This is a genomic window from Hydrogenophaga sp. R2, assembly GCF_049843595.1.
In the GTDB taxonomy this organism is placed as follows: domain Bacteria; phylum Pseudomonadota; class Gammaproteobacteria; order Burkholderiales; family Burkholderiaceae_C; genus Hydrogenophaga.
This window is the reverse complement of record NZ_JBBHZN010000001.1, coordinates 1,074,522-1,093,329: the sequence shown is the minus strand read 5'-3', so window position 1 is coordinate 1,093,329 and position 18,808 is coordinate 1,074,522. Positions and strand designations below refer to the sequence as shown.

General features: G+C 65.3%; 17 protein-coding genes. 12 read left to right on the top strand and 5 right to left on the bottom strand.

Features of this window, described 5'->3' with window-relative positions:
* The gene (locus WD026_RS05200; protein WP_425722571.1) at positions 1 to 2,220 is read right to left on the bottom strand and encodes a TonB-dependent receptor; all 2,220 of its coding nucleotides are present in this window, start codon (positions 2,218 to 2,220) and stop codon (positions 1 to 3) included.
* A gap of 269 nt (positions 2,221 to 2,489) precedes the next feature.
* Between WD026_RS05200 and ahpC the strand changes: the two genes are divergently transcribed.
* Together ahpC and ahpF are read left to right on the top strand one after the other, a co-directional pair.
* Positions 2,490 to 3,053: an alkyl hydroperoxide reductase subunit C gene (ahpC, locus tag WD026_RS05195; protein ID WP_425722570.1), complete on the top strand. Its 564-nt coding sequence runs from the start codon at positions 2,490 to 2,492 to the stop codon at positions 3,051 to 3,053.
* A gap of 114 nt (positions 3,054 to 3,167) precedes the next feature.
* On the top strand, positions 3,168 to 4,745 hold the full coding sequence (gene ahpF / locus WD026_RS05190) for an alkyl hydroperoxide reductase subunit F (protein ID WP_425722569.1): 1,578 nt from the start codon (positions 3,168 to 3,170) through the stop codon (positions 4,743 to 4,745).
* A gap of 63 nt (positions 4,746 to 4,808) precedes the next feature.
* On the opposite strand, the gene WD026_RS05185 is transcribed toward ahpF, so the two are convergent.
* The 3 genes from WD026_RS05185 to ppsR all read right to left on the bottom strand — a co-directional run bounded on the left by WD026_RS05185 (position 4,809) and on the right by ppsR (position 7,688).
* Positions 4,809 to 5,030, bottom strand: a complete 222-nt coding sequence (locus WD026_RS05185; protein WP_425722568.1) for a hypothetical protein — start codon at positions 5,028 to 5,030, stop codon at positions 4,809 to 4,811.
* An 8-nt stretch (positions 5,031 to 5,038) separates the two neighbouring features.
* Positions 5,039 to 6,694: an MFS transporter gene (locus tag WD026_RS05180; protein ID WP_425722567.1), complete on the bottom strand. Its 1,656-nt coding sequence runs from the start codon at positions 6,692 to 6,694 to the stop codon at positions 5,039 to 5,041.
* Positions 6,695 to 6,866: 172 nt separating this feature from the next.
* Positions 6,867 to 7,688 carry a posphoenolpyruvate synthetase regulatory kinase/phosphorylase PpsR gene (gene ppsR, locus WD026_RS05175; protein WP_425722566.1) on the bottom strand — a complete coding sequence of 274 codons (822 nt, stop codon included), beginning with the start codon at positions 7,686 to 7,688 and terminating at the stop codon, positions 6,867 to 6,869.
* A gap of 158 nt (positions 7,689 to 7,846) precedes the next feature.
* Between ppsR and ppsA the strand changes: the two genes are divergently transcribed.
* The 10 genes from ppsA (at position 7,847) to dnaB (ending at position 17,002) form a co-directional block, all read left to right on the top strand.
* On the top strand, positions 7,847 to 10,246 hold the full coding sequence (gene ppsA / locus WD026_RS05170) for a phosphoenolpyruvate synthase (protein ID WP_425722565.1): 2,400 nt from the start codon (positions 7,847 to 7,849) through the stop codon (positions 10,244 to 10,246).
* Between the two features lie 180 nt (positions 10,247 to 10,426).
* Complete coding sequence (locus WD026_RS05165) at positions 10,427 to 10,723, top strand: hypothetical protein (RefSeq protein WP_425722564.1); 297 nt, start codon at positions 10,427 to 10,429, stop codon at positions 10,721 to 10,723.
* Positions 10,720 to 11,289: a tetratricopeptide repeat protein gene (locus tag WD026_RS05160; RefSeq protein ID WP_425722563.1), complete on the top strand. Its 570-nt coding sequence runs from the start codon at positions 10,720 to 10,722 to the stop codon at positions 11,287 to 11,289. Before WD026_RS05165 ends, WD026_RS05160 begins: the two co-directional genes overlap by 4 nt.
* 143 nt (positions 11,290 to 11,432) lie before the next feature.
* Entirely contained in the window at positions 11,433 to 11,693 is a 261-nt protein-coding gene (locus tag WD026_RS05155; RefSeq protein ID WP_425722562.1) for a DUF4212 domain-containing protein, read from the top strand.
* A 3-nt stretch (positions 11,694 to 11,696) separates the two neighbouring features.
* Entirely contained in the window at positions 11,697 to 13,808 is a 2,112-nt protein-coding gene (locus WD026_RS05150; protein WP_425722561.1) for a sodium:solute symporter family protein, read from the top strand.
* A 158-nt stretch (positions 13,809 to 13,966) separates the two neighbouring features.
* On the top strand, positions 13,967 to 14,338 hold the full coding sequence (rpsF, locus tag WD026_RS05145) for a 30S ribosomal protein S6 (RefSeq protein ID WP_086119486.1): 372 nt from the start codon (positions 13,967 to 13,969) through the stop codon (positions 14,336 to 14,338).
* A gap of 23 nt (positions 14,339 to 14,361) precedes the next feature.
* On the top strand, positions 14,362 to 14,649 hold the full coding sequence (gene priB, locus WD026_RS05140) for a primosomal replication protein N (protein WP_425722560.1): 288 nt from the start codon (positions 14,362 to 14,364) through the stop codon (positions 14,647 to 14,649).
* Between the two features lie 11 nt (positions 14,650 to 14,660).
* Entirely contained in the window at positions 14,661 to 14,942 is a 282-nt protein-coding gene (gene rpsR, locus WD026_RS05135) for a 30S ribosomal protein S18 (RefSeq protein ID WP_166226943.1), read from the top strand.
* 13 nt (positions 14,943 to 14,955) lie between these two features.
* Positions 14,956 to 15,408 carry a 50S ribosomal protein L9 gene (gene rplI / locus WD026_RS05130; protein WP_425722559.1) on the top strand — a complete coding sequence of 151 codons (453 nt, stop codon included), beginning with the start codon at positions 14,956 to 14,958 and terminating at the stop codon, positions 15,406 to 15,408.
* A gap of 172 nt (positions 15,409 to 15,580) precedes the next feature.
* Positions 15,581 to 17,002 (top strand): replicative DNA helicase, encoded by a 1,422-nt coding sequence (dnaB, locus tag WD026_RS05125; RefSeq protein ID WP_425722558.1) that lies wholly within the window; start codon positions 15,581 to 15,583, stop codon positions 17,000 to 17,002.
* Between the two features lie 3 nt (positions 17,003 to 17,005).
* On the opposite strand, the gene WD026_RS05120 is transcribed toward dnaB, so the two are convergent.
* Entirely contained in the window at positions 17,006 to 18,796 is a 1,791-nt protein-coding gene (locus tag WD026_RS05120) for a PhoH family protein (protein WP_425722557.1), read from the bottom strand.
* Positions 18,797 to 18,808: the final 12 nt, after the last annotated feature.

The following is an 18,808-nucleotide window of genomic DNA, read 5'->3' as shown; positions in this document are numbered from 1 at the left end:
TCAGAACAGGCTGGTCAGCGTGAGCTGCACCTTGCGGGCCGCACCCGGCACATAGAAGCCCGAGTACAGGCTGTCGGCGTACAGCTTGTTGGTCAGGTTGCTGATGTTGAGCTTGAGCGTGTGGCGGTCGGAGATGACGTACTCGGCCATGGCGTCCACCGTGGTGAAGGCCGGCGCCACGTTGACGCGGCTGGTGGCCGGTGTCTGCTCGCTGCGGTAGTTCAGGCCCAGGCCCAGGCGCAGCGGCTGCGTGACGCGGTAGGTGGTCCACAGGCTGGCGCTGTGCTTGGGCGTCAGGCCCGGGCGATCGCCCTGGCGCGGACCGTTGCCGGTGGTGGCACCGGCATCGATGCGGGCGCTGGGGATCCAGGTGTGGTTGTAGAACACCTCCCACTGCGGGGTGAAGCGGCCCGCCAGGTTGAACTCCATGCCGGTGGCGTGCCGTTTGCCCGAGAGCAGGTACTGGCCGGCCACGGTGTCGGGGTCGGTGTTGCGCTCGTTGTACTTTTCGGAGCGGAACAGGGCCACACCGAGCAGCGCCTTGTTCTCGAACAGGTCGAACTTGGCGCCCACCTCGATGTTGCGGCTCTTCTCCGGCGGCGTGTTGGCCAGGTAGGCGTTGTTGCTGCCCGGTGTGAAGGCACCCAGGGCGTACTGGTAGGTGTCACCCGAGGTGTTGTACGAGGTGCCCACCGACGCGTAGTACGAGGCCGTGGCGCTGGGCTGGAAGATCAGGCCCACCCGCGGGCTGACCAGGTTCTCGCTGATGTCGAAGGTGTTGCCGTTGGGGTCGGCATAGCCGGCCTTGAAATGGTCGAAACGCAGACCGCCCACCAGCTTGAGCTGCTCGGTCAGCGAGACCGTGTCCTGCACATAGGCACCGATGCTGGTGGTGTCGAAGGTGTTGAGGGGAATCGCTCCCCGGGTGTCGGGCCGGATGGCGCCGTCGTTGGGGTTGCCCACGGTGGTGTTGCTGCCCAGGCTGGGTCCGCCGAAGTTCTGGTTGCGCCGGGCGTCTTCCTGGCTCAGGTCGATGCCGGCCAGCAGCTGGTGCTTCAGGCCCAGGGCTTCGAATCGGGTGCTGTAGTCGCTCTGCAGCTGGGTCAGGTCGCTGTAGCCGACCCGGCCCTTGGCGGCGCCCGTGGTGCGGCTGATCACCGAGTTGGGGTTGATGTTGGCCAGGGTGGTGCCAGCGCCGAAGCGCACCACGGTGCCCCACAGCTCGCGTTCGTACTGGCCATGGCGCAGCGTGGTCTTGAGCTCGGTGTCCTGGTCGAAGCGGTGCAGGTGGCTCAGCGTGACGGCCGTGGTGCGGGTGCGGTTGTAGTCGCTGGCAAAGCCATAGAAGTTGTCGGCCGGCAGCACCGGGATCACCAGGTTCTGGCCGTTGCCCAGCGGGGTGGTGAACCAGGGGTGGTTGTAGATCGGGTTGCCGTCGGTCTGCAGGTGGTAGATGCCGGCCGAGAACTCGTCGCGCAGGCCGATGCCCCAGCGGTAGGTGGCGGCCAGGCCCCGCTTGTTGTCGGTGGCGCCCTTGTTGTCGGCGTTCTGCACCATGGCATTGATGCGCAGCGCGGCATCGTCGTCGGTCTTGAGGTTGAAGTCGCCGCTCAGCCGCAGCTCGCGGCCGGTGCCGATGGTGGTGTTGATCTCGTGCTGGTCCATCAGGAAGGGCTGCTTGCTCACCTGGTTGATCACGCCACCGGTCGATCCCCGGCCGAACAGCATGGAGGCCGAGCCCTTGAGGATTTCCACCCGGTCCAGGTTGAAGGTGTCGCGCTCGACCAGGGGTGCATCGCGCAGGCCGTCGACAAAGATGTCACCGGCCTGGCTGAGCGAGAAGCCGCGCATGCGCACGTCTTCCTCGCCGGTCTCGCCGGCCTGGAAGGTCACGCCGGCGGTGGTGCGCAGCACCTCGCGGAAATCGTCCAGGTTGCGGTCGTCCATCAGGCGCTCGGTCATCACCGTGACCGACTGGGGAATGTCCTTGATGGCCTGCCGGCCCTTGCCGATGCTGGTTTCGGTGGCCTTGAGCGTGTTCTTGGCATCGCTGCCGATGGCGGCGTCGCGCACTTCGACGGTGCTCAGGGTCGGGCCGGAAGGGGTCTGGGCGGCGGTCGGGGCGGCGTTCTGGGCGTGGGCCGTCAGCGAGGCGGCCAGCAGCAGCGTGGCCATGGACAGGGGGGCGAGGGGGAAGGGTGCAGAGCTCGGGTGGGACATGGTGGCAGTCAGGTCGAGGGTGGTCGGCTGGCTGCAACGCGCCCGGGGGCTGCGGTGGTGGCTGGCTGGTGTGTGTCAGTATATTACAAATAGGAATCGATCTCATTTGCATGCAGTTGCTGCGATGCAACAGTTCGCCTATCGGCCAAATAGCAACTATCAATCCAGTAGCACGATAGATCCCTTCTAAAATCAGGGTTATCGCCAGGGTCCCACACTGTCCTGGACAAACGATTTCTCCCATCCCGTAACCCAACCAAGGAACCACCATGTCCCTGATCAACACCACCGTCCAGCCCTTCAGCGCCACCGCTTTCCACAACGGCAAGTTCGTGCCGGTCACCGACGCCAGCCTCAAGGGCGAGTGGTCGGTCCTGATCTTCATGCCCGCCGCCTTCACCTTCAACTGCCCGACCGAAGTGGAAGACGCCGCCGACAACTACGCCGAGTTCCAGAAGGCCGGTGCCGAGGTCTACATCGTGACCACCGACACCCACTTCGCCCACAAGGTGTGGCACGAGACCTCCCCCGCCGTGGGCAAGGCCCAGTTCCCCCTGATCGGTGACCCCACCCACCAGCTGACCCGTGCCTTCGGCGTGCACATCGAAGAAGAAGGCCTGGCCCTGCGTGGCACCTTCATCATCAACCCGGAAGGCGTGATCAAGACCGCCGAGATCCACGACAACGCCATCGCCCGCGACGTCAAGGAAACCCTGCGCAAGCTCAAGGCCGCCCAGTTCGTGGCCAAGAACCCCGGCCAGGTGTGCCCCGCCAAGTGGCAGGAAGGCGCCAAGACCCTGACCCCGTCGCTGGACCTGGTCGGCAAGATCTGATGATCTGAGGCGCTGACTGGCCCCGCCAGTACCGCAGCCCGATGGGTGACGACCGCCCGGTCTCACCCATCCAACGGCGGCACTGAACACCGCAACCCCTACCAGGAGATCCCCATGCTTGATTCCCAGCTGAAGTCCCAGCTGCAGGCCTACCTTGGCCGTCTGCAGCGTCCCATCCGCCTGATCGCCTCGCTCGACGACAGCCAGGGCGCCACCGAGATGCGCGAACTGCTGGCCGAGATCGCCGAACTCTCCGATCTGGTGAGCTTCGACGACAGCGGTACCGATGCCCGCAAGCCGTCCTTCCTGATCGCTCCGCAGGGTTCCGACCGGGGTGTGCGTTTTGCCGCCATCCCGCTGGGCCACGAGTTCACCTCCCTGGTGCTGGCCCTGCTGTGGACCGGTGGCCACCCGCCCAAGGAAGAGGCCGAGACCCTCGACGCCATCGATGCGCTCAAGGGCGACTTCAATTTCGAGGTCTACATGAGCCTGTCGTGCCACAACTGCCCGGACGTGGTGCAGGCGCTCTCGCTCATGGCCATCCGCAACCCGGCCATCAAGACCGTGGTCATCGACGGCGGTCTGTACCAGGCCGAGGTCGAGGAGCGCCAGGTGCTGGCCGTGCCCATGGTCTACCTCAATGGCGAGGTGTTCGGCTCCGGCCGCATGACGCTGCAGGAGATCGTGGCCAAGCTCGACGTGAACGCCGACGAGCGCGAAGCCGCCAAGCTCGACGCCAAGGACCCGTTCGATGTGCTGGTGGTGGGCGGTGGCCCGGCCGGTGCGGCCGCTGCCGTGTACGCCGCCCGCAAGGGCATCCGCGTGGGCGTGGCCGCCGAGCGCTTCGGTGGCCAGACCAACGACACCATGGGCATCGAGAACTACATCTCGGTCATCGAGACCAACGGCCCGAAGTTCGCCGCCGATCTGGAAGCCCAGGTCCGCCACTACGACGTCGACCTCATGAACCTGCAGCGCGCCGAGAAGCTGATCCCGGCCAGCGAGCCGGGCGGCATGGTGCAGGTGCAGATGGCCAATGGCGCCGTGCTCAAGGCCCGCAGCGTGATCCTCTCCACCGGCGCCCGCTGGCGCAACGTGAACGTGCCCGGCGAGAACGAGTACCGCAACAAGGGCGTGGCCTATTGCCCGCACTGCGACGGTCCGTTGTTCAAGGGCAAGGACGTGGCCGTGATCGGCGGCGGCAACTCGGGCGTGGAAGCCGCCATCGACCTGGCCGGCATCGTGCGCCACGTGACCCTCATCGAGTTCGCCGACGCCCTCAAGGCCGACGCCGTGCTGGTGAGCAAGCTGCGCAGCCTGCCCAACGTGACCATCCATGTGAACGCCCAGACCACCGAGATCACCGGTGCCGGCGGCAAGGTCAATGGCCTGAGCTACAAGGACCGCGTCAGCGGCGAGATCCGCCACGTGGCGCTGGAAGGCGTGTTCGTGCAGATCGGTCTGGTGCCCAACACCGAATGGCTCAAGGGCACGGTGGAGCTCAGCCGCTACGGCGAGATCGTGGTGGACGCCAAGGGCCACACCAACGTGGAAGGCGTGTTCGCCGCCGGCGACTGCACCACGGTGCCGTACAAGCAGATCGTGATCGCCGCCGGTGACGGTGCCAAGGCGGCACTCAGCGCCTTCGACCACCTGATCCGTCAGCCCGCTGTCGAGGCCGTGGCCGCCTGACACGGTCTGCACCCATGAAAAAAGCCGCCCCGAGGGGCGGCTTTTTTGTGGGCCGAAGCCTGCTTACTTGGCCGGTGCCGGCTCGGTGGCCGGAGCCGCCGGGGCTGCCGGAGCCGCCGCCGGGGCGGCAGGGGCTGCGGTGGCTTCCGCCGGCTTGGCCGGTGCGTCGTGGCTGGTCGACGGGATTCCGTGCGACTCGCCGCTCATGTCGATGTCGCCACCCTTCATGAGGATGAACAGCGCCGCAGCGGAAAACACGACGAAGGCAATGAAGATCTTGATCATGGTCGGTCTCAGTCGTCGGCGTAGATGTCGACGTCCTTGGTCTCTTTGACGAACAGGGTGCCGATGATCACGGTCGCCGAGGCGATGATGATCGGGTACCACAGGCCGTTGTACATGTTGCCGGTCTGGGCCACGATGGCGAACGCGGTGGTGGGCAGCAGGCCGCCGAACCAGCCGTTGCCGATGTGATACGGCAGCGACATGGAGGTGTAGCGGATGCGGGTCGGGAACATCTCCACCAGCATGGCGGCGATGGGGCCATAGACCATGGTCACCAGGATCACCAGGTAGGTGAGGATGGCGATGATCATCAGCTTGTTGACCTTGGCCGGGTCGGCCTTGGCCGGGTAGCCGGCGGCCTTCAGGGCCTCGCTCACCGACTTCTTGAACTCGGCATCCTTGGCCTTGGCCTGATCGGCCTGCAGACCCTTGGAGGTGTAGCCGGTGATCACGGTGTCACCCACCTTGATGGTGGCCACCGAACCGGCCGCACCGGGCTCGTTCTCGTAGCTCACCGACGAAGCGGCCAGCACCTGCTTGGCGATGTCGCACGAGCTGGTGAACTTGACGGTGCCGGTCGGGTTGAACTGGAACGAGCACTCGGCCGGATCGGCCACCACGACGACCTTGTTGGACATCTGGGCAGCGTGCAGGTCAGGGTTGGCGGCCTTGGTCAGGGCGGTGAACACCGGGAAGTAGGTCAGGGCGCCCAGCAGGCAGCCGGCCAGGATGATGGGCTTGCGGCCGATCTTGTCGGACAGCGCGCCGAACACCACGAAGAACGGGGTGCCGATGATCAGCGAGGCAGCGACCAGGATGTTGGCGGTGGCGCCATCGACCTTGAGGGCCTGGGTCAGGAAGAACAGGGCGTAGAACTGGCCGGTGTACCAGATCACGGCCTGACCCATCACCAGGCCGACCAGGGCCAGGATCACGATCTTGAGGTTCTTCCACTGGCCGAACGACTCGGACAGCGGCGCCTTGGAGGTCTTGCCCTCGGCCTTCATCTTCTGGAAGGCCGGCGATTCGTTCATCGACAGGCGGATCCAGACCGACACGGCCAGCAGCAGGATGGAGACCAGGAACGGCACGCGCCAGCCCCAGTCGGCGAAGGCCTCTTCACCCACCAGGGTGCGGGTGCCCAGGATCACCATCAGCGACAGGAACAGACCCAGCGTGGCCGTGGTCTGGATCCAGGCGGTGTAGGCGCCGCGCTTGCCGTGCGGGGCGTGCTCGGCCACATAGGTGGCGGCACCGCCGTACTCACCGCCCAGGGCCAGGCCCTGCAGCAGACGCAGCACGATCAGGATGATGGGCGCGGCCACGCCGATGCTGGCGTAGTTGGGCAGGATGCCCACGATGAAGGTCGCACCACCCATCAGCAGGATGGTCACCAGGAAGGTGTACTTGCGGCCGATCATGTCGCCCAGGCGGCCGAACACCAGCGCGCCGAAGGGGCGCACGATGAAGCCGGCAGCGAAGGCCAGCAGCGCGAAGATGAAGGCCGAGCCGGCATCCAGGCCGCTGAAGAACTGCTTGGCAATGATCGCGGCCAGCGATCCGTACAGGTAGAAGTCGTACCACTCGAACACCGTGCCCAGCGAGGACGCAAAGATCACCTTGCGTTCTTCGGCGGACATCGGGCGGTTTTCTGCTTTCGCCATGATGGGTCTCCGTTGAATGAATCCACCGGCTCGACGAACCGGTTGCCGAGGATTCTCAAAACGGGGACTGACCGACTTCTGACACGGCGGGTGTCAATCCGCCGGTGTTTTCACCTAGCGTTTCGGGGGCTTCGCGCAAGCGTCGCGTAAGCCCGTTGAACAAGCCCCGCCCTCAGTACTCGAGCCGCTCGGGCCGCACTTCCTGCAGGATGGTGATGGCGATCTCCTCGATCGACTTGGTGGTGGTGGACAGCCAGCGGATGCCCTCGCGGCGCATCATGTTCTCGGCCTCCGAGACCTCCATGCGGCAGTTCTCCAGGCTCGCGTAGCGCGAATTGGGCCGGCGCTCGTTGCGGATCTCGCTCAGGCGTTCGGGCGCAATGGTCAGACCGAACAGCTTCTTGCGGTGCGGCACCAGGGCCGGGGGCAGCTTGCGGCGGTCGAAGTCTTCCGGAATGAGCGGGTAGTTCGATGCCTTCAGCCCGTACTGCATGGCCAGGTAGAGCGAGGTGGGTGTCTTGCCGCTGCGGCTCACCCCCACCAGGATCACATCCGACCCTTCCAGGTCCTTGTGGCTCTGGCCGTCGTCGTGTGCCAGCGAGAAATTGATGGCCTCGATGCGGTCGTGGTAGGCCTTGCTCTTGGAGGCGTCCGAGAAGCGGCCCACCCGATGGTTGCTCTTGATGGAGAGCTCGGCTTCCAGCGGTTCGACGAAGGTGCCGAACATGTCCATCATCATGCCCCGGCAGTGCTGGCGGAACACATCGAGCACCTCGTCGTTCACCACGGTCAGGAAGACCAGTGGCCGCTTGCCTTCCAGTTCGGCCGCATGGTTGATCTGGCGCACCGCCTGGTGGGCCTTGTCCACGCTGTCCAGGAAGGGCAGCCGCACGCGGCGCATGGTGACCTCGAACTGGGCCAGGATGGCGTTGCCGAAGGTCTCGGCGGTGATGCCGGTGCCGTCTGAGACGAAGAACACGGTGCGGTTGGCCATGGGGCGGCGTCCTACAATGCGGGTTGTTGCGTGGGGCGATCATAGGGCCCTGCGCTGAGCGATCTGCCTGCCTTGCCCGGTGCCCGACCCACAACAGAACTACAGGTCATCCGCTGGTGCATGGAGCCCCCCGGTTTTTCAACCTCAGGAGTCTTCCCATGTCCCAACTGTTCGGCGCGACCGACCTGGTCGTCCCCTTTGAAAAGCTCAGGATGAGCGATGTCGAGGCCGTCGGCGGCAAGAACGCCAGCCTCGGCGAGATGATCTCGCAGCTGCCCAGCGGCGTGAAGGTGCCCACCGGCTTTGCCACCACGGCGCACGCCTTCCGCCAGTTCCTCAAGCATGACGGTCTGGCCGACCGCATCAATGCCCGCCTCGATGCCCTCGACACGGAAGACGTGCGCGCCCTGGCCCAGGCCGGTGCCGAGATCCGCGCCATGGTCGAGGCCCAGCCGTTCCCGGCCGACCTCGAGCAGGCCATCCGCGCCGAGTTCGCCACCCTGAGCGCCGGCAACCCCCAGGCGTCGTTCGCGGTGCGTTCCTCGGCCACGGCCGAAGACCTGCCCGACGCCTCGTTCGCCGGCCAGCAGGAGACCTTCCTGAACGTGGTGGGCATCGACGAGGTGCTGCACAAGATGAAGGAGGTCTTTGCCTCCCTCTACAACGACCGCGCCATCAGCTACCGCGTGCACAAGGGCTTCGCCCATGCCGACGTGGCCCTGTCGGCCGGCGTGCAGCGCATGGTGCGTTCCGACCTGGGCGCGGCCGGCGTGATGTTCACCATCGACACCGAATCCGGCTTCGAGGACGTGGTCTTCATCACCTCCAGCTACGGCCTGGGCGAGACGGTGGTGCAGGGCGCCGTCAACCCCGACGAGTTCTATGTGCACAAGCCCATGCTCAAGGCGGGCAAGCGCGCGCTCATCCGTCGCAACCTGGGCAGCAAGCTGATCCAGATGACCTTCAGCACGCCCGAAGAGAAGGCCGCCAGCGGCAAGCTGGTCAAGACCATCGACGTGCCGGTGGAGCAGCGCAACCGTTACAGCCTGAGCGACGCCGACGTGGAGCAGCTGGCCCGCTATGCGCTGGTCATCGAGCAGCACTACGGCCGCCCGATGGACATCGAGTGGGGCAAGGACGGCACCGACGGCCAGCTCTACATCCTGCAGGCCCGCCCCGAAACCGTGAAGAGCCAGTCCGCCGGCAAGACCGAGGTGCGCTACAAGCTCAAGGGCAAGGGCGCGGTGCTGGCCAGTGGCCGGGCCATTGGCCAGAAGGTGGGCACCGGCCCGGTGCGCCTGGTGCACAACATCAGCGAGATGGACAAGGTCCAGCCCGGCGACGTGCTGGTGACCGACATGACCGACCCCAACTGGGAGCCGGTGATGAAGCGGGCCAGTGCCATCGTCACCAACCGGGGCGGTCGCACCTGCCACGCCGCCATCATCGCCCGCGAACTGGGCATCCCGGCCGTGGTGGGCTGCGGCAACGCCACCGAGCAGCTCAAGGACGGCACCCTGGTCACGGTGAGCTGCGCCGAGGGCGACACCGGCCAGATCTACGACGGTCTGCTGGAGACCGAGGTGACCGAGGTCCAGCGCGGCGAGATGCCCGAGACCGACGTCAAGATCATGATGAACGTGGGCAACCCCCAGCTGGCCTTCGACTTTGCCCAGATCCCCAACGGCGGCGTGGGCCTGGCGCGGCTGGAGTTCATCATCAACAACAACATCGGCGTGCATCCCAAGGCCATCCTGGACTACCCGGCGGTGGATGCCGACCTGAAGAAGGCGGTGGAGTCGGTGGCCCGCGGCCACGCCAGCCCGCGCGCCTTCTATGTGGACAAGGTGGCCGAGGGCGTGGCCACCATCGCCGCAGCGTTCTGGCCCAAGCCGGTGATCGTGCGCCTGTCGGACTTCAAGTCCAACGAGTACCGCAAGCTGGTCGGTGGCAGCCGCTACGAGCCGGACGAGGAAAACCCCATGCTGGGCTTCCGGGGTGCGGCGCGCTACATCAGCCATGACTTTGCGGAAGCCTTTGCCATGGAGTGCGAGGCCCTCAAGCGGGTGCGCGAGGACATGGGCCTGACCAACGTGCAGGTCATGGTGCCCTTCGTGCGCACGCTGGAGCAGGCCCGCAAGGTCACCGAGCTGCTGGCCGCCAAGGGCCTCAAGCGCGGCGAGCACGAGCTCAAGCTGATCATGATGTGCGAGATCCCCAGCAACGCGGTGCTGGCCAAGGATTTCCTGCAGTACTTCGACGGCTTCTCCATCGGTTCCAACGACCTGACCCAGCTCACCCTGGGCCTGGACCGCGATTCGGGTCTGGAGCTGCTGGCGCACGACTTCGACGAGCGCGACCCGGCGGTCAAGGCCCTGCTCAAGCTGGCGATCGGCGCCTGCAAGGCCGAGGGCAAGTACGTGGGCATCTGCGGCCAGGGCCCCAGCGACCACCCTGACTTTGCCCAGTGGCTGCGCGACGAGGGCATCAGCTCGATCTCGCTCAACCCGGACTCGGTGGTCGACACCTGGCAGCTGCTGGCCGGGCAGGGCAGCTGAGGCCTGTACCGCTCCTGAAAACGGCGACTTCGGTCGCCGTTTTTCATGGGGGTCCGCACCGTGGAATGCGTCACGGGAAAACCCTCATGGGGTTTGACCTGCACTGACGGCTTCCTGACGGGTTTTGTAAGAACTCGGTAAGGTGATAAATCAGAATCGCGGCAACGTTAAGAAACCCTTATGTTGCTGCTCATCTCCTCGGTCAAGCTCGTCGCAGAGATCGCCCTGCTGTCTTTGCTCGGCCAATGGGTCCTGGGTCTGCTGGCCGGTCAGAAGCGCGAACAGAACCTGTTTTACCAGGTGCTGCAGGTCCTGACCCGTCCCTTCGTGCGGCTGACCCGTTTCATCACGCCCAGTTTCGTGCTCGAACGCCACCTTCCCCTGGTGGCGTTCCTGCTTCTGGGCTTCCTGTGGCTTGCGGTCACCATTGCCAAGATCAACCACTGCTTGAAGATCGGGGTGCAGTTGTGCCAATGAAACTGGGTCGTACCTTCATTCGCTGGCAGATCAGGGCGCTGCTGGTGCTCAACCGCCGTGAGCAGGCCCTGCAGGCCGTGGATGGGATGCTGGCCCAGGCGCCTGACGATGTATACGGGCTCTCCACCAGGGCCCACCTGCTGGCGGCACTGGGTCGAAAGCCCGAAGCCCTGTCGGTCCTTCAGCGGCTGGTGCGGCTGTGCCCGGATCAGGCAGCCCACTGGTTCAACCTGGGCTTCCTCAGCGAGGAACTGGGACTTCTGCCAGCCGCCGAAAAAGCCTTCCGGCGCGCCACCGACATCGATCCGAAGCTCGACCGAGGCTGGTACGGCCTGGCGCTCGCGCTGATCCGGCAACGCAAGTTCGACGATGCAATCGTCGCCTTGCGCAAGAACACCGAACTGCAACCCATGAGTCCTTACGGCTGGTACCAGCTGGCCCGGGTTCATGTCGACCGGCAAGAGCCCGAGGAGGCGGTGAAGATCATCCGCCACCTTCGAGGGTTCGAGCCCAAGGTGGCTGCCCAGCTGGAGCGCGAAACGGGTCTGGGAACTTCCCGGGCCTGATTCGCGCCCCCGCGGGGCGGCAGACAAAAGGGGTGCCGGTGCGAACCGGTCACCGAAAAACGCGGACCGGTTGCAGGCCATCCAGTGGAGACGGATGGTGTTCGTGACGTGCCCGAGAGGGTTTGTTGATGGAGGTCGATCACATGGAACTGACTGAGAACCACCACCGCTACTGGCGGAAAAACCTCAACGTCACCGCCATATTGCTTGCAATCTGGTTTGTCGTGACGTTTGTCGTGAGCTTCTTTGCCCGCGAACTGAGCTTCAACTTTTTTGGTTGGCCGTTCAGTTTCTGGATGGGAGCCCAAGGCTCGCTGGTGGTGTATTGCCTGATCATCGGGTTCTACGCCTGGTACATGAACAAGCTCGATATCGAACACGGTGTCGAGGAAGTCGAGGAGTGAACCATGGCAGGCATGTTTGAAACTGCGGGCGCCGGGGGCGGCTCCAACAAGGCCTTCAAGGCCCAGCTCAACAAGGTGTACGGCTGGTACACCGGGGGCTTCGCCATCTTCGTGGTGGCGCTGGCCATCCTGGAGCAGATGGGGCTGTCGCGGGAGTGGATCGGCTTCATCTTCCTGCTGGCCACCATCGGCCTGTATGCAGGCATCGGCATCATGAGCCGCACCACCGACGCAGCCGAGTACTACGTGGCCGGACGCCGCGTGCCAGCCGTTTACAACGGCATGGCCACGGGCGCTGACTGGATGTCGGCAGCGTCCTTCATCGGCATGGCCGGTACCCTCTACCTGACCGGCTACAGCGGCTTGGCCTTCATCATGGGCTGGACCGGTGGCTACTGCCTGGTGGCGCTGTTCCTGGCGCCGTACCTGCGCAAGTTCGGTCAGTTCACCATCCCGGACTTCCTGGGTGAGCGCTACGGCGGCAACCTGCCGCGTTTCCTGGGTATCGCAGCCGCGATTCTGTGCTCCTTCACCTACGTGGTGGCGCAGATCTACGGCGTGGGCCTGATCACTTCGCGCCTGACCGGCGTGGCCTTCGAGCTGGGCATCTTCCTGGGTCTGGGCGGCATTCTGGTCTGCTCGTTCCTGGGCGGCATGCGTGCCGTGACCTGGACCCAGGTGGCCCAGTACATCATCCTGATCGTGGCCTACATGATCCCGGTGGTGTGGCTGTCGGTGAAGCAGACCAACGTGCCCGTGCCGCAGGCCATTTATGGCGCGCAGCTCGAGAAGGTGACGGCCAAGGAAAAGATCCTGATCGATGATCCGAAGGAGAAGGAAGTCCGCGACATCTTCAAGGCCCGCTCTGCCGCCCTGGCCGAGAAGCTGAAGGACCCGGCCGCCGCCCTGGCTGCCGACAAGGCTGCCGCCGAGAAGAAAGTGGCTGATCTGAAGGCTGCCAGCGCTCCGGTTGCCGAGATCGCTGCTGCCGAGAAGGCGCTGGCCGACCTGCCGAAGGATGAAGCTGCCGCCAAGGCCGCCTGGACCCGTGCCAAGGCTGCCGCCGACGCCAAGTCCAACCCGCTGAACAACATGCCACGGCATGCTGCCCAGTTCTCGGGTGACCCGAACGGCGACGAGAAAGCCCAGGCCGCGTTCAACACCTCGCGTCTGAACTTCCTGGCCCTGATCTTCTGCCTGATGGTGGGTACAGCTGCACTGCCGCACATCCTGATGCGCTACTACACGGTTCCCAGCGTGAAGGAAGCGCGTCAGTCGGTGACCTGGTCGCTGTTCTTCATCTTCCTGCTGTACTTCACGGCGCCGGCCCTGGCGGTTCTGGTCAAGTACGAGGTGTTCCACGTTCTCGTGGGTACCCCGTTCGACCAGCTGCCCCAGTGGGTGGCGGCGTGGAACAAGGTGGACGCCTCGCTGCTGTCGGTGACCGACATCAACAAGGACAACATCCTGCAGCTCAACGAGATGACCATCGGTGGCGACATCATCGTGCTGGCTACTGCCGAAATCGGTGGCCTGCCATACGTGGTGTCGGGTCTGGTGGCCGCTGGCGGCCTGGCTGCTGCGCTGTCCACCGCCGACGGCCTGCTGCTGACCATCGCCAACGCGCTGTCGCACGACCTGTACTACAAGATGATCGACCCGAACGCCTCGACCGCCCGCCGCGTGACCATCTCCAAGGTCCTGCTGCTGGTCGTGGCCCTGGCTGCTGCTTATGTGGCTGCCCAGAAACCGGCTGACATCCTGTTCCTGGTTTCCGCAGCGTTCTCGTTCGCAGCGGCGGCGTTCTTCCCGGCTCTGGTGCTCGGCATCTTCTGGAAGCGTGCCACCGGCATCGCTGCCTCGCTGGGCATGATCGCTGGTCTGGGCATCACCTTCTATTACATGGTGACCAACCAGCCCTGGCTGCGTGGCGTGTTCGGTGTGACCTCGCCGGTCGAACTGTGGTTCGGCATCCAGCCCATCTCGGCTGGCGTCTTCGGCGTGCCGGTCGGCTTCGCCGTGATCATCCTGGTGAGCCTGGTGACCCCGGCGCCCAACAAGAAGATCCAGGAGCTGGTGGAGCACGTGCGCTACCCCAACCTGAAGATGTCCTGAGCCCTCGCGGGCCCCTGACACCCCCGTCCGGACCACCCGGACGGGCCCCGAACCCGGCGCGGCCGCCAAGCCCGCCGGGTTTTTTGCTAGAATCGCGGGCTAGCCTTGCTGCACCCCAGTTGACGCCGGGGGCAGCTTTCTACCCAAAAGGAGAGTCCATGCGTCATTACGAAATCGTGCTGCTGATCCACCCGGATCAAAGCGAACAGGTCCCCGCCATGCTGGAGCGCTACAAGGGCATGATCACCGCCGGCGGCGGCAAGATCCACCGTGTTGAAGACTGGGGTCGTCGCCAGATGGCCTACCAGATCAACAAGCTGTCCAAGGCCCACTACCTGTGCGTGAACATCGAGGCCGGTCAGGCCGTGATGGCCGAACTGGAGCATGCCTTCAAGTTCAACGACGCCGTGCTGCGTCACCTCACCGTGCAGCGCAAGAAGGCCGAGACCGGTCCTTCGGCCATGATGCGCACCGTCGAGCGTGAAGAGGCCCGCAAGGCCGCGCAGCAACCGCAGGAACAGGCTGCCTGATTGCCGGCAGCGCGCCTCAGGGAGTGAACCGGTTCGGCGTGACGGCGGTGGTGGTGCAGGTGCAGAGCCTGCGCTACACCCCGGCAGGCATCCCGGCCGTGAATCTGGTGCTCGAGCACGAGTCACAGGTCGTCGAACTCGACACCCCCCGCCTGGTGAAACTTCAGCTGAGGGCCGTGGCCTTCGGCGCACTCGCAGAAGTGCTGTCCCGACAGGGCATGGACACGATCTGCCGGTTTGAAGGTTTCCTGGCGAATGCGCGCAACGGCAAAGGCGTGGTGTTCCACATCCAAGATTTCAGCAAGACATAGGAAGGCCCATCATGGCTGCACCCAAGCGTTTCAACAAAGACAAGCGCCCCAAGCGCAACACCCAATCGCTGCTGTTCAAGCGCAAGCGTTTCTGCCGCTTCACCGTGGCCAAGGTCGAGGAAGTCGACTACAAGGACGTGGACGTCCTGCGTGACTTCATCGCCGAGAACGGCAAGATCATCCCCGCGCGCCTGACCGGCACCCGTGCCATCTACCAGCGCCAGGTCACCACCGCCATCAAGCGTGCCCGCTTCCTGGCCATGCTGCCCTACAGCGACCAGCATCGCGTCTGAAGAGGAGCCTGACATGCAAATCATCCTGCTCGACAAAGTTGTCAACCTCGGCGCCCTGGGCGATGTGGTCAAGGTCAAGGACGGCTATGCCCGCAACTTCCTGATCCCCACCGGCCGCGCCCGCCGTGCCACCCAGTCCGCCATTGCCGAATTCGAAGCACGCCGTGCCGAACTCGAAAAAGTGGCTGCCGCCAAGCTGGCCGAAGCCCAGGCCCTGGGCGAGAAGCTCGCCGGCGTGACCGTCAAGCTGAGCCAGAAGGCCGGCGTGGACGGCCGTCTGTTCGGTTCCGTCACCAACCACGACGTGTCCGAAGAGCTGAACAAGCAAGGCTTCGCCGTGGTCAAGTCGCAAGTGCGCATGCCCAACGGTCCGCTGAAGATGGTCGGTGACTACACCGTGAGCGTGAACCTGCACACCGACGTCACCGTCGATGTGGCTGTGAGCGTCCTGGGCGAAACCGCCTGACCCTTCTCCGGTCCCGATCAAAGCCGCTGTCCTTCGGGGCAGCGGCTTTTTTCTTGGGAGTCGGCGGTTATCCCGGCTTCTCCACCCAAGACCCACCGGTTTTCCACAGGCTTGTCCCCTGACAGAGCCCGGTTCTCTCCGTACCATGATCGGCTTGCCCTGATCGCTCACCATGTCCGCCGCCTTCCCCAGCCCCTTCCCCGATTTCGATGCCGCCATGGACGATCTGCCCACCGATCGCCAGGTGGCGCAGCTGCGGGTGCCTCCGCACTCCATCGAGGCCGAATCCAGCGTGCTGGGTGGCCTGCTGCTGGACAACGGCGCCTGGGACCGGGTGGCCGATCTGGTCACCGATTCCGACTTCTACCGCTACGAACACAAGCTGGTCTATTCGGCCATCGCCTCGCTGGTCAACGGCAACAAGCCGGCCGACGTGGTCACCGTCTTCGAGCACCTGCAGAGCCTGGGCAAGGCCGACGAGGTGGGCGGTCTGGCCTACCTCAACTCCCTGGCGCAGTACGTGCCGAGTGCGGCCAACATCCGGCGCTATGCCGAGATCGTTCGTGAGCGGGCCATCCTGCGCAAGCTGGTGACGGCCAGCGACGAGATCGCCACCGCCGCCTTCAACCCGCAAGGCAAGCCGGTCGACAAGATCCTGGACGAGGCCGAGCAGAAGATCTTCCACATCGGCGAGGAAGGCTCCCGCATGAAGGAAGGCTTCCAGGGCATGGACAAGCTGGTGGTGGACCTGCTGGACCGTGTGCAGGAGATGGCCGACAACCCCAACGACATCACCGGTGTGCCCACCGGCTTCGTCGACCTGGACCGCATGACCTCCGGCCTGCAGCCGGGCGACCTGATCGTGCTGGCGGCGCGCCCGTCCATGGGCAAGACGGCGTTTGCCATCAACATCGCCGAGCACGTGGCGCTCAACGAAGGCCTGCCGGTGGCGGTGTTCTCGATGGAAATGGGCGCCTCGCAGCTGGCGGTGCGTATCGTCGGTTCCATCGGCCGCATCAACCAGAGCCACCTGCGCAGCGGCAAGCTCACCGACGAAGAATGGCCGCGCCTGACCGAGGCCATCGAGAAGCTGCGCAACGTCTCGCTGCACATCGACGAGACGCCCGGTCTGAACCCCAGCGTGCTGCGCGCCAACGCGCGTCGACTGGCGCGCCAGTGCGGCAAGCTGGGCCTGATCGTGGTGGACTACCTGCAGCTCATGAGCGGCAGCAGCTCCGAAGGCGAGAACCGCGCCTCCGAGCTCGGCGAGATCTCGCGGGGCCTGAAGATGCTGGCCAAGGAACTGCAGTGCCCGGTGATCGCGCTCTCGCAGCTCAACCGCTCGGTCGAGACCCGCACCGACAAGCGCCCCATGATGAGCGACCTGCGCGAATCCGGCGCCATCGAGCAGGACGCGGACATCATCATGTTCATCTACCGCGACGAGTACTACACCAAGGACGCCTGCAAGGAGCCCGGTGTGGCCGAGATCATCATCGGCAAGCAGCGTAACGGCCCCACCGGGACCGTCAAGCTGGCCTTCCTGAACATGCTCACCCGCTTCGAATCACTCGCCGGCGGCGGTGATTACTGATCTTCAGAGCACTTCGCTCGCAAAGTCGGCCAGGCGCGAACGCTCTCCGCGCGCCAGCGTGATGTGCCCGCCGTGCGGCCAGCCCTTGAAGCGGTCGACCGCGTAGGTCAGTCCGCTCGATCCTTCCGTGAGGTAGGGCGTGTCGATCTGGGCCAGGTTGCCCATGCAGATGATCTTGGTGCCCGGGCCGGCGCGGGTGATGAGGGTCTTCATCTGCTTGGGCGTGAGGTTCTGCGCCTCGTCGATGATGACGTACTTGTTCATGAAGGTCCGGCCGCGCATGAAGTTCATGCTCTTGACCTTGATGCGGCTGCGGATGAGCTCGTTGGTGGCCGCACGGCCCCACTCGCCGGCGTTGCCGCCGTCGCCCTTGGCCAGGAACTCCAGGTTGTCGTCCAGGGCGCCCATCCAGGGGCCCATCTTTTCTTCCTCGGTGCCGGGCAGGAAGCCGATGTCCTCGCCCACGCTGACCGTGGCGCGGGTCATGATGATCTCGGTGTAACGGCGGTCGTCCAGCACCTGGGTCAGGCCGCTGGCCAGGGCCATGAGCGTCTTGCCGGTGCCGGCGGTGCCGGCCAGCGTCACGAAGTCGATCTCCGGGTCCATGAGCAGGTTCATGGCGAAGTTCTGCTCGCGGTTGCGGCTGGTCACGCCCCACACCGCATTCTTGAGGTGGGTGTAGTCCTTCAGCGTCTTGAGCACCGCGGTCTTGTCGCGGATCTCGGTGACGCGGGCGTACAGCGACGGCTCGCCCGGTGCCTCGAAGTACACGAACTGGTTGATGTGGAACTGCCCCACCGCCGGGCCGCTGACCCGGTAGAAGGTGTGGCTGCCGCTCTGCCAGCTCTCGATGGTCTTGCTCTGGCGGGTCCAGAAGTCCTGGGGCAGGGCCAGGGCGCCGGAGTAGAGCAGTTCGCCGTCGTCCAGCGTCTTGTCGTTCTCGTAGTCTTCGGCGGCCAGACCCAGGGCACGGGCCTTGACCCGCATGTTGATGTCCTTGGACACCAGGATCACTTCGCGGTCCGGGCGCTTGTCGCGCAGGGCACTGACCACGCCCAGGATCTGGTTGTCGGCCTTGCCCTGCGGCAGGCTGGCCGGCAGCGAGTTGTCCAGCGGTTCGGTCTGGAAGAACAGCAGGCCGCGCGCCGACTGGTGGCCGGTGGCCGAGAGCCGCAGGCCCTGGGTCATGTCGCCGCCCTGTTGCGCCACCAGGGCGTCGAGCGTGCGGCTGGTCTGGCGCCCGTTGCGGGCCACCTCCGTCATGCCTTTCTTGTGGCCGTCGAGTTCCTCCAGCACGATCATGGGCAGGAAGATGTCGTGTTCCTCGAAGCGGAACAGGCTCATCGGGTCGTGCAGCAGCACGTTGGTGTCCAGCACGAACAGGCGTCGGGCACCGCTGCGGCTGCCCGAACCACTGCGGCGACGGCGGGTGGCGGGGTCGGCGGGTGCTGCTGCCGGCACGGCCGGTGCAGGCGCCTCCACGGCCTTGCGGGCGGGCTGCCGGCCCGTCGCTGCAGCCGGTGCCGGCTCAGGCTGCGCCGGTGCCTTGGCCGCGGGCTTGCGGCGCCCGCGTGCTGCGCTGGCACCGGCATCGGCCATCACCGGCGAAGCCGGTGCGACCGGAGCGTTCGGTGCGGCTGCATCGGCCCGACCTGTCCGCGCCGGCCGGCTGTTGCGGCTCACAGGGGGTGCGTCCGGGGCCGGCACCGGCTCGGCCGCCTCGGTGGACAGGGTCTTGTAGGCATCTGCCGACAGCAGGGCGGCGCGTTTGGAGGGGGCGGGAGGCAGGGGCATGAGAGCGTGTCA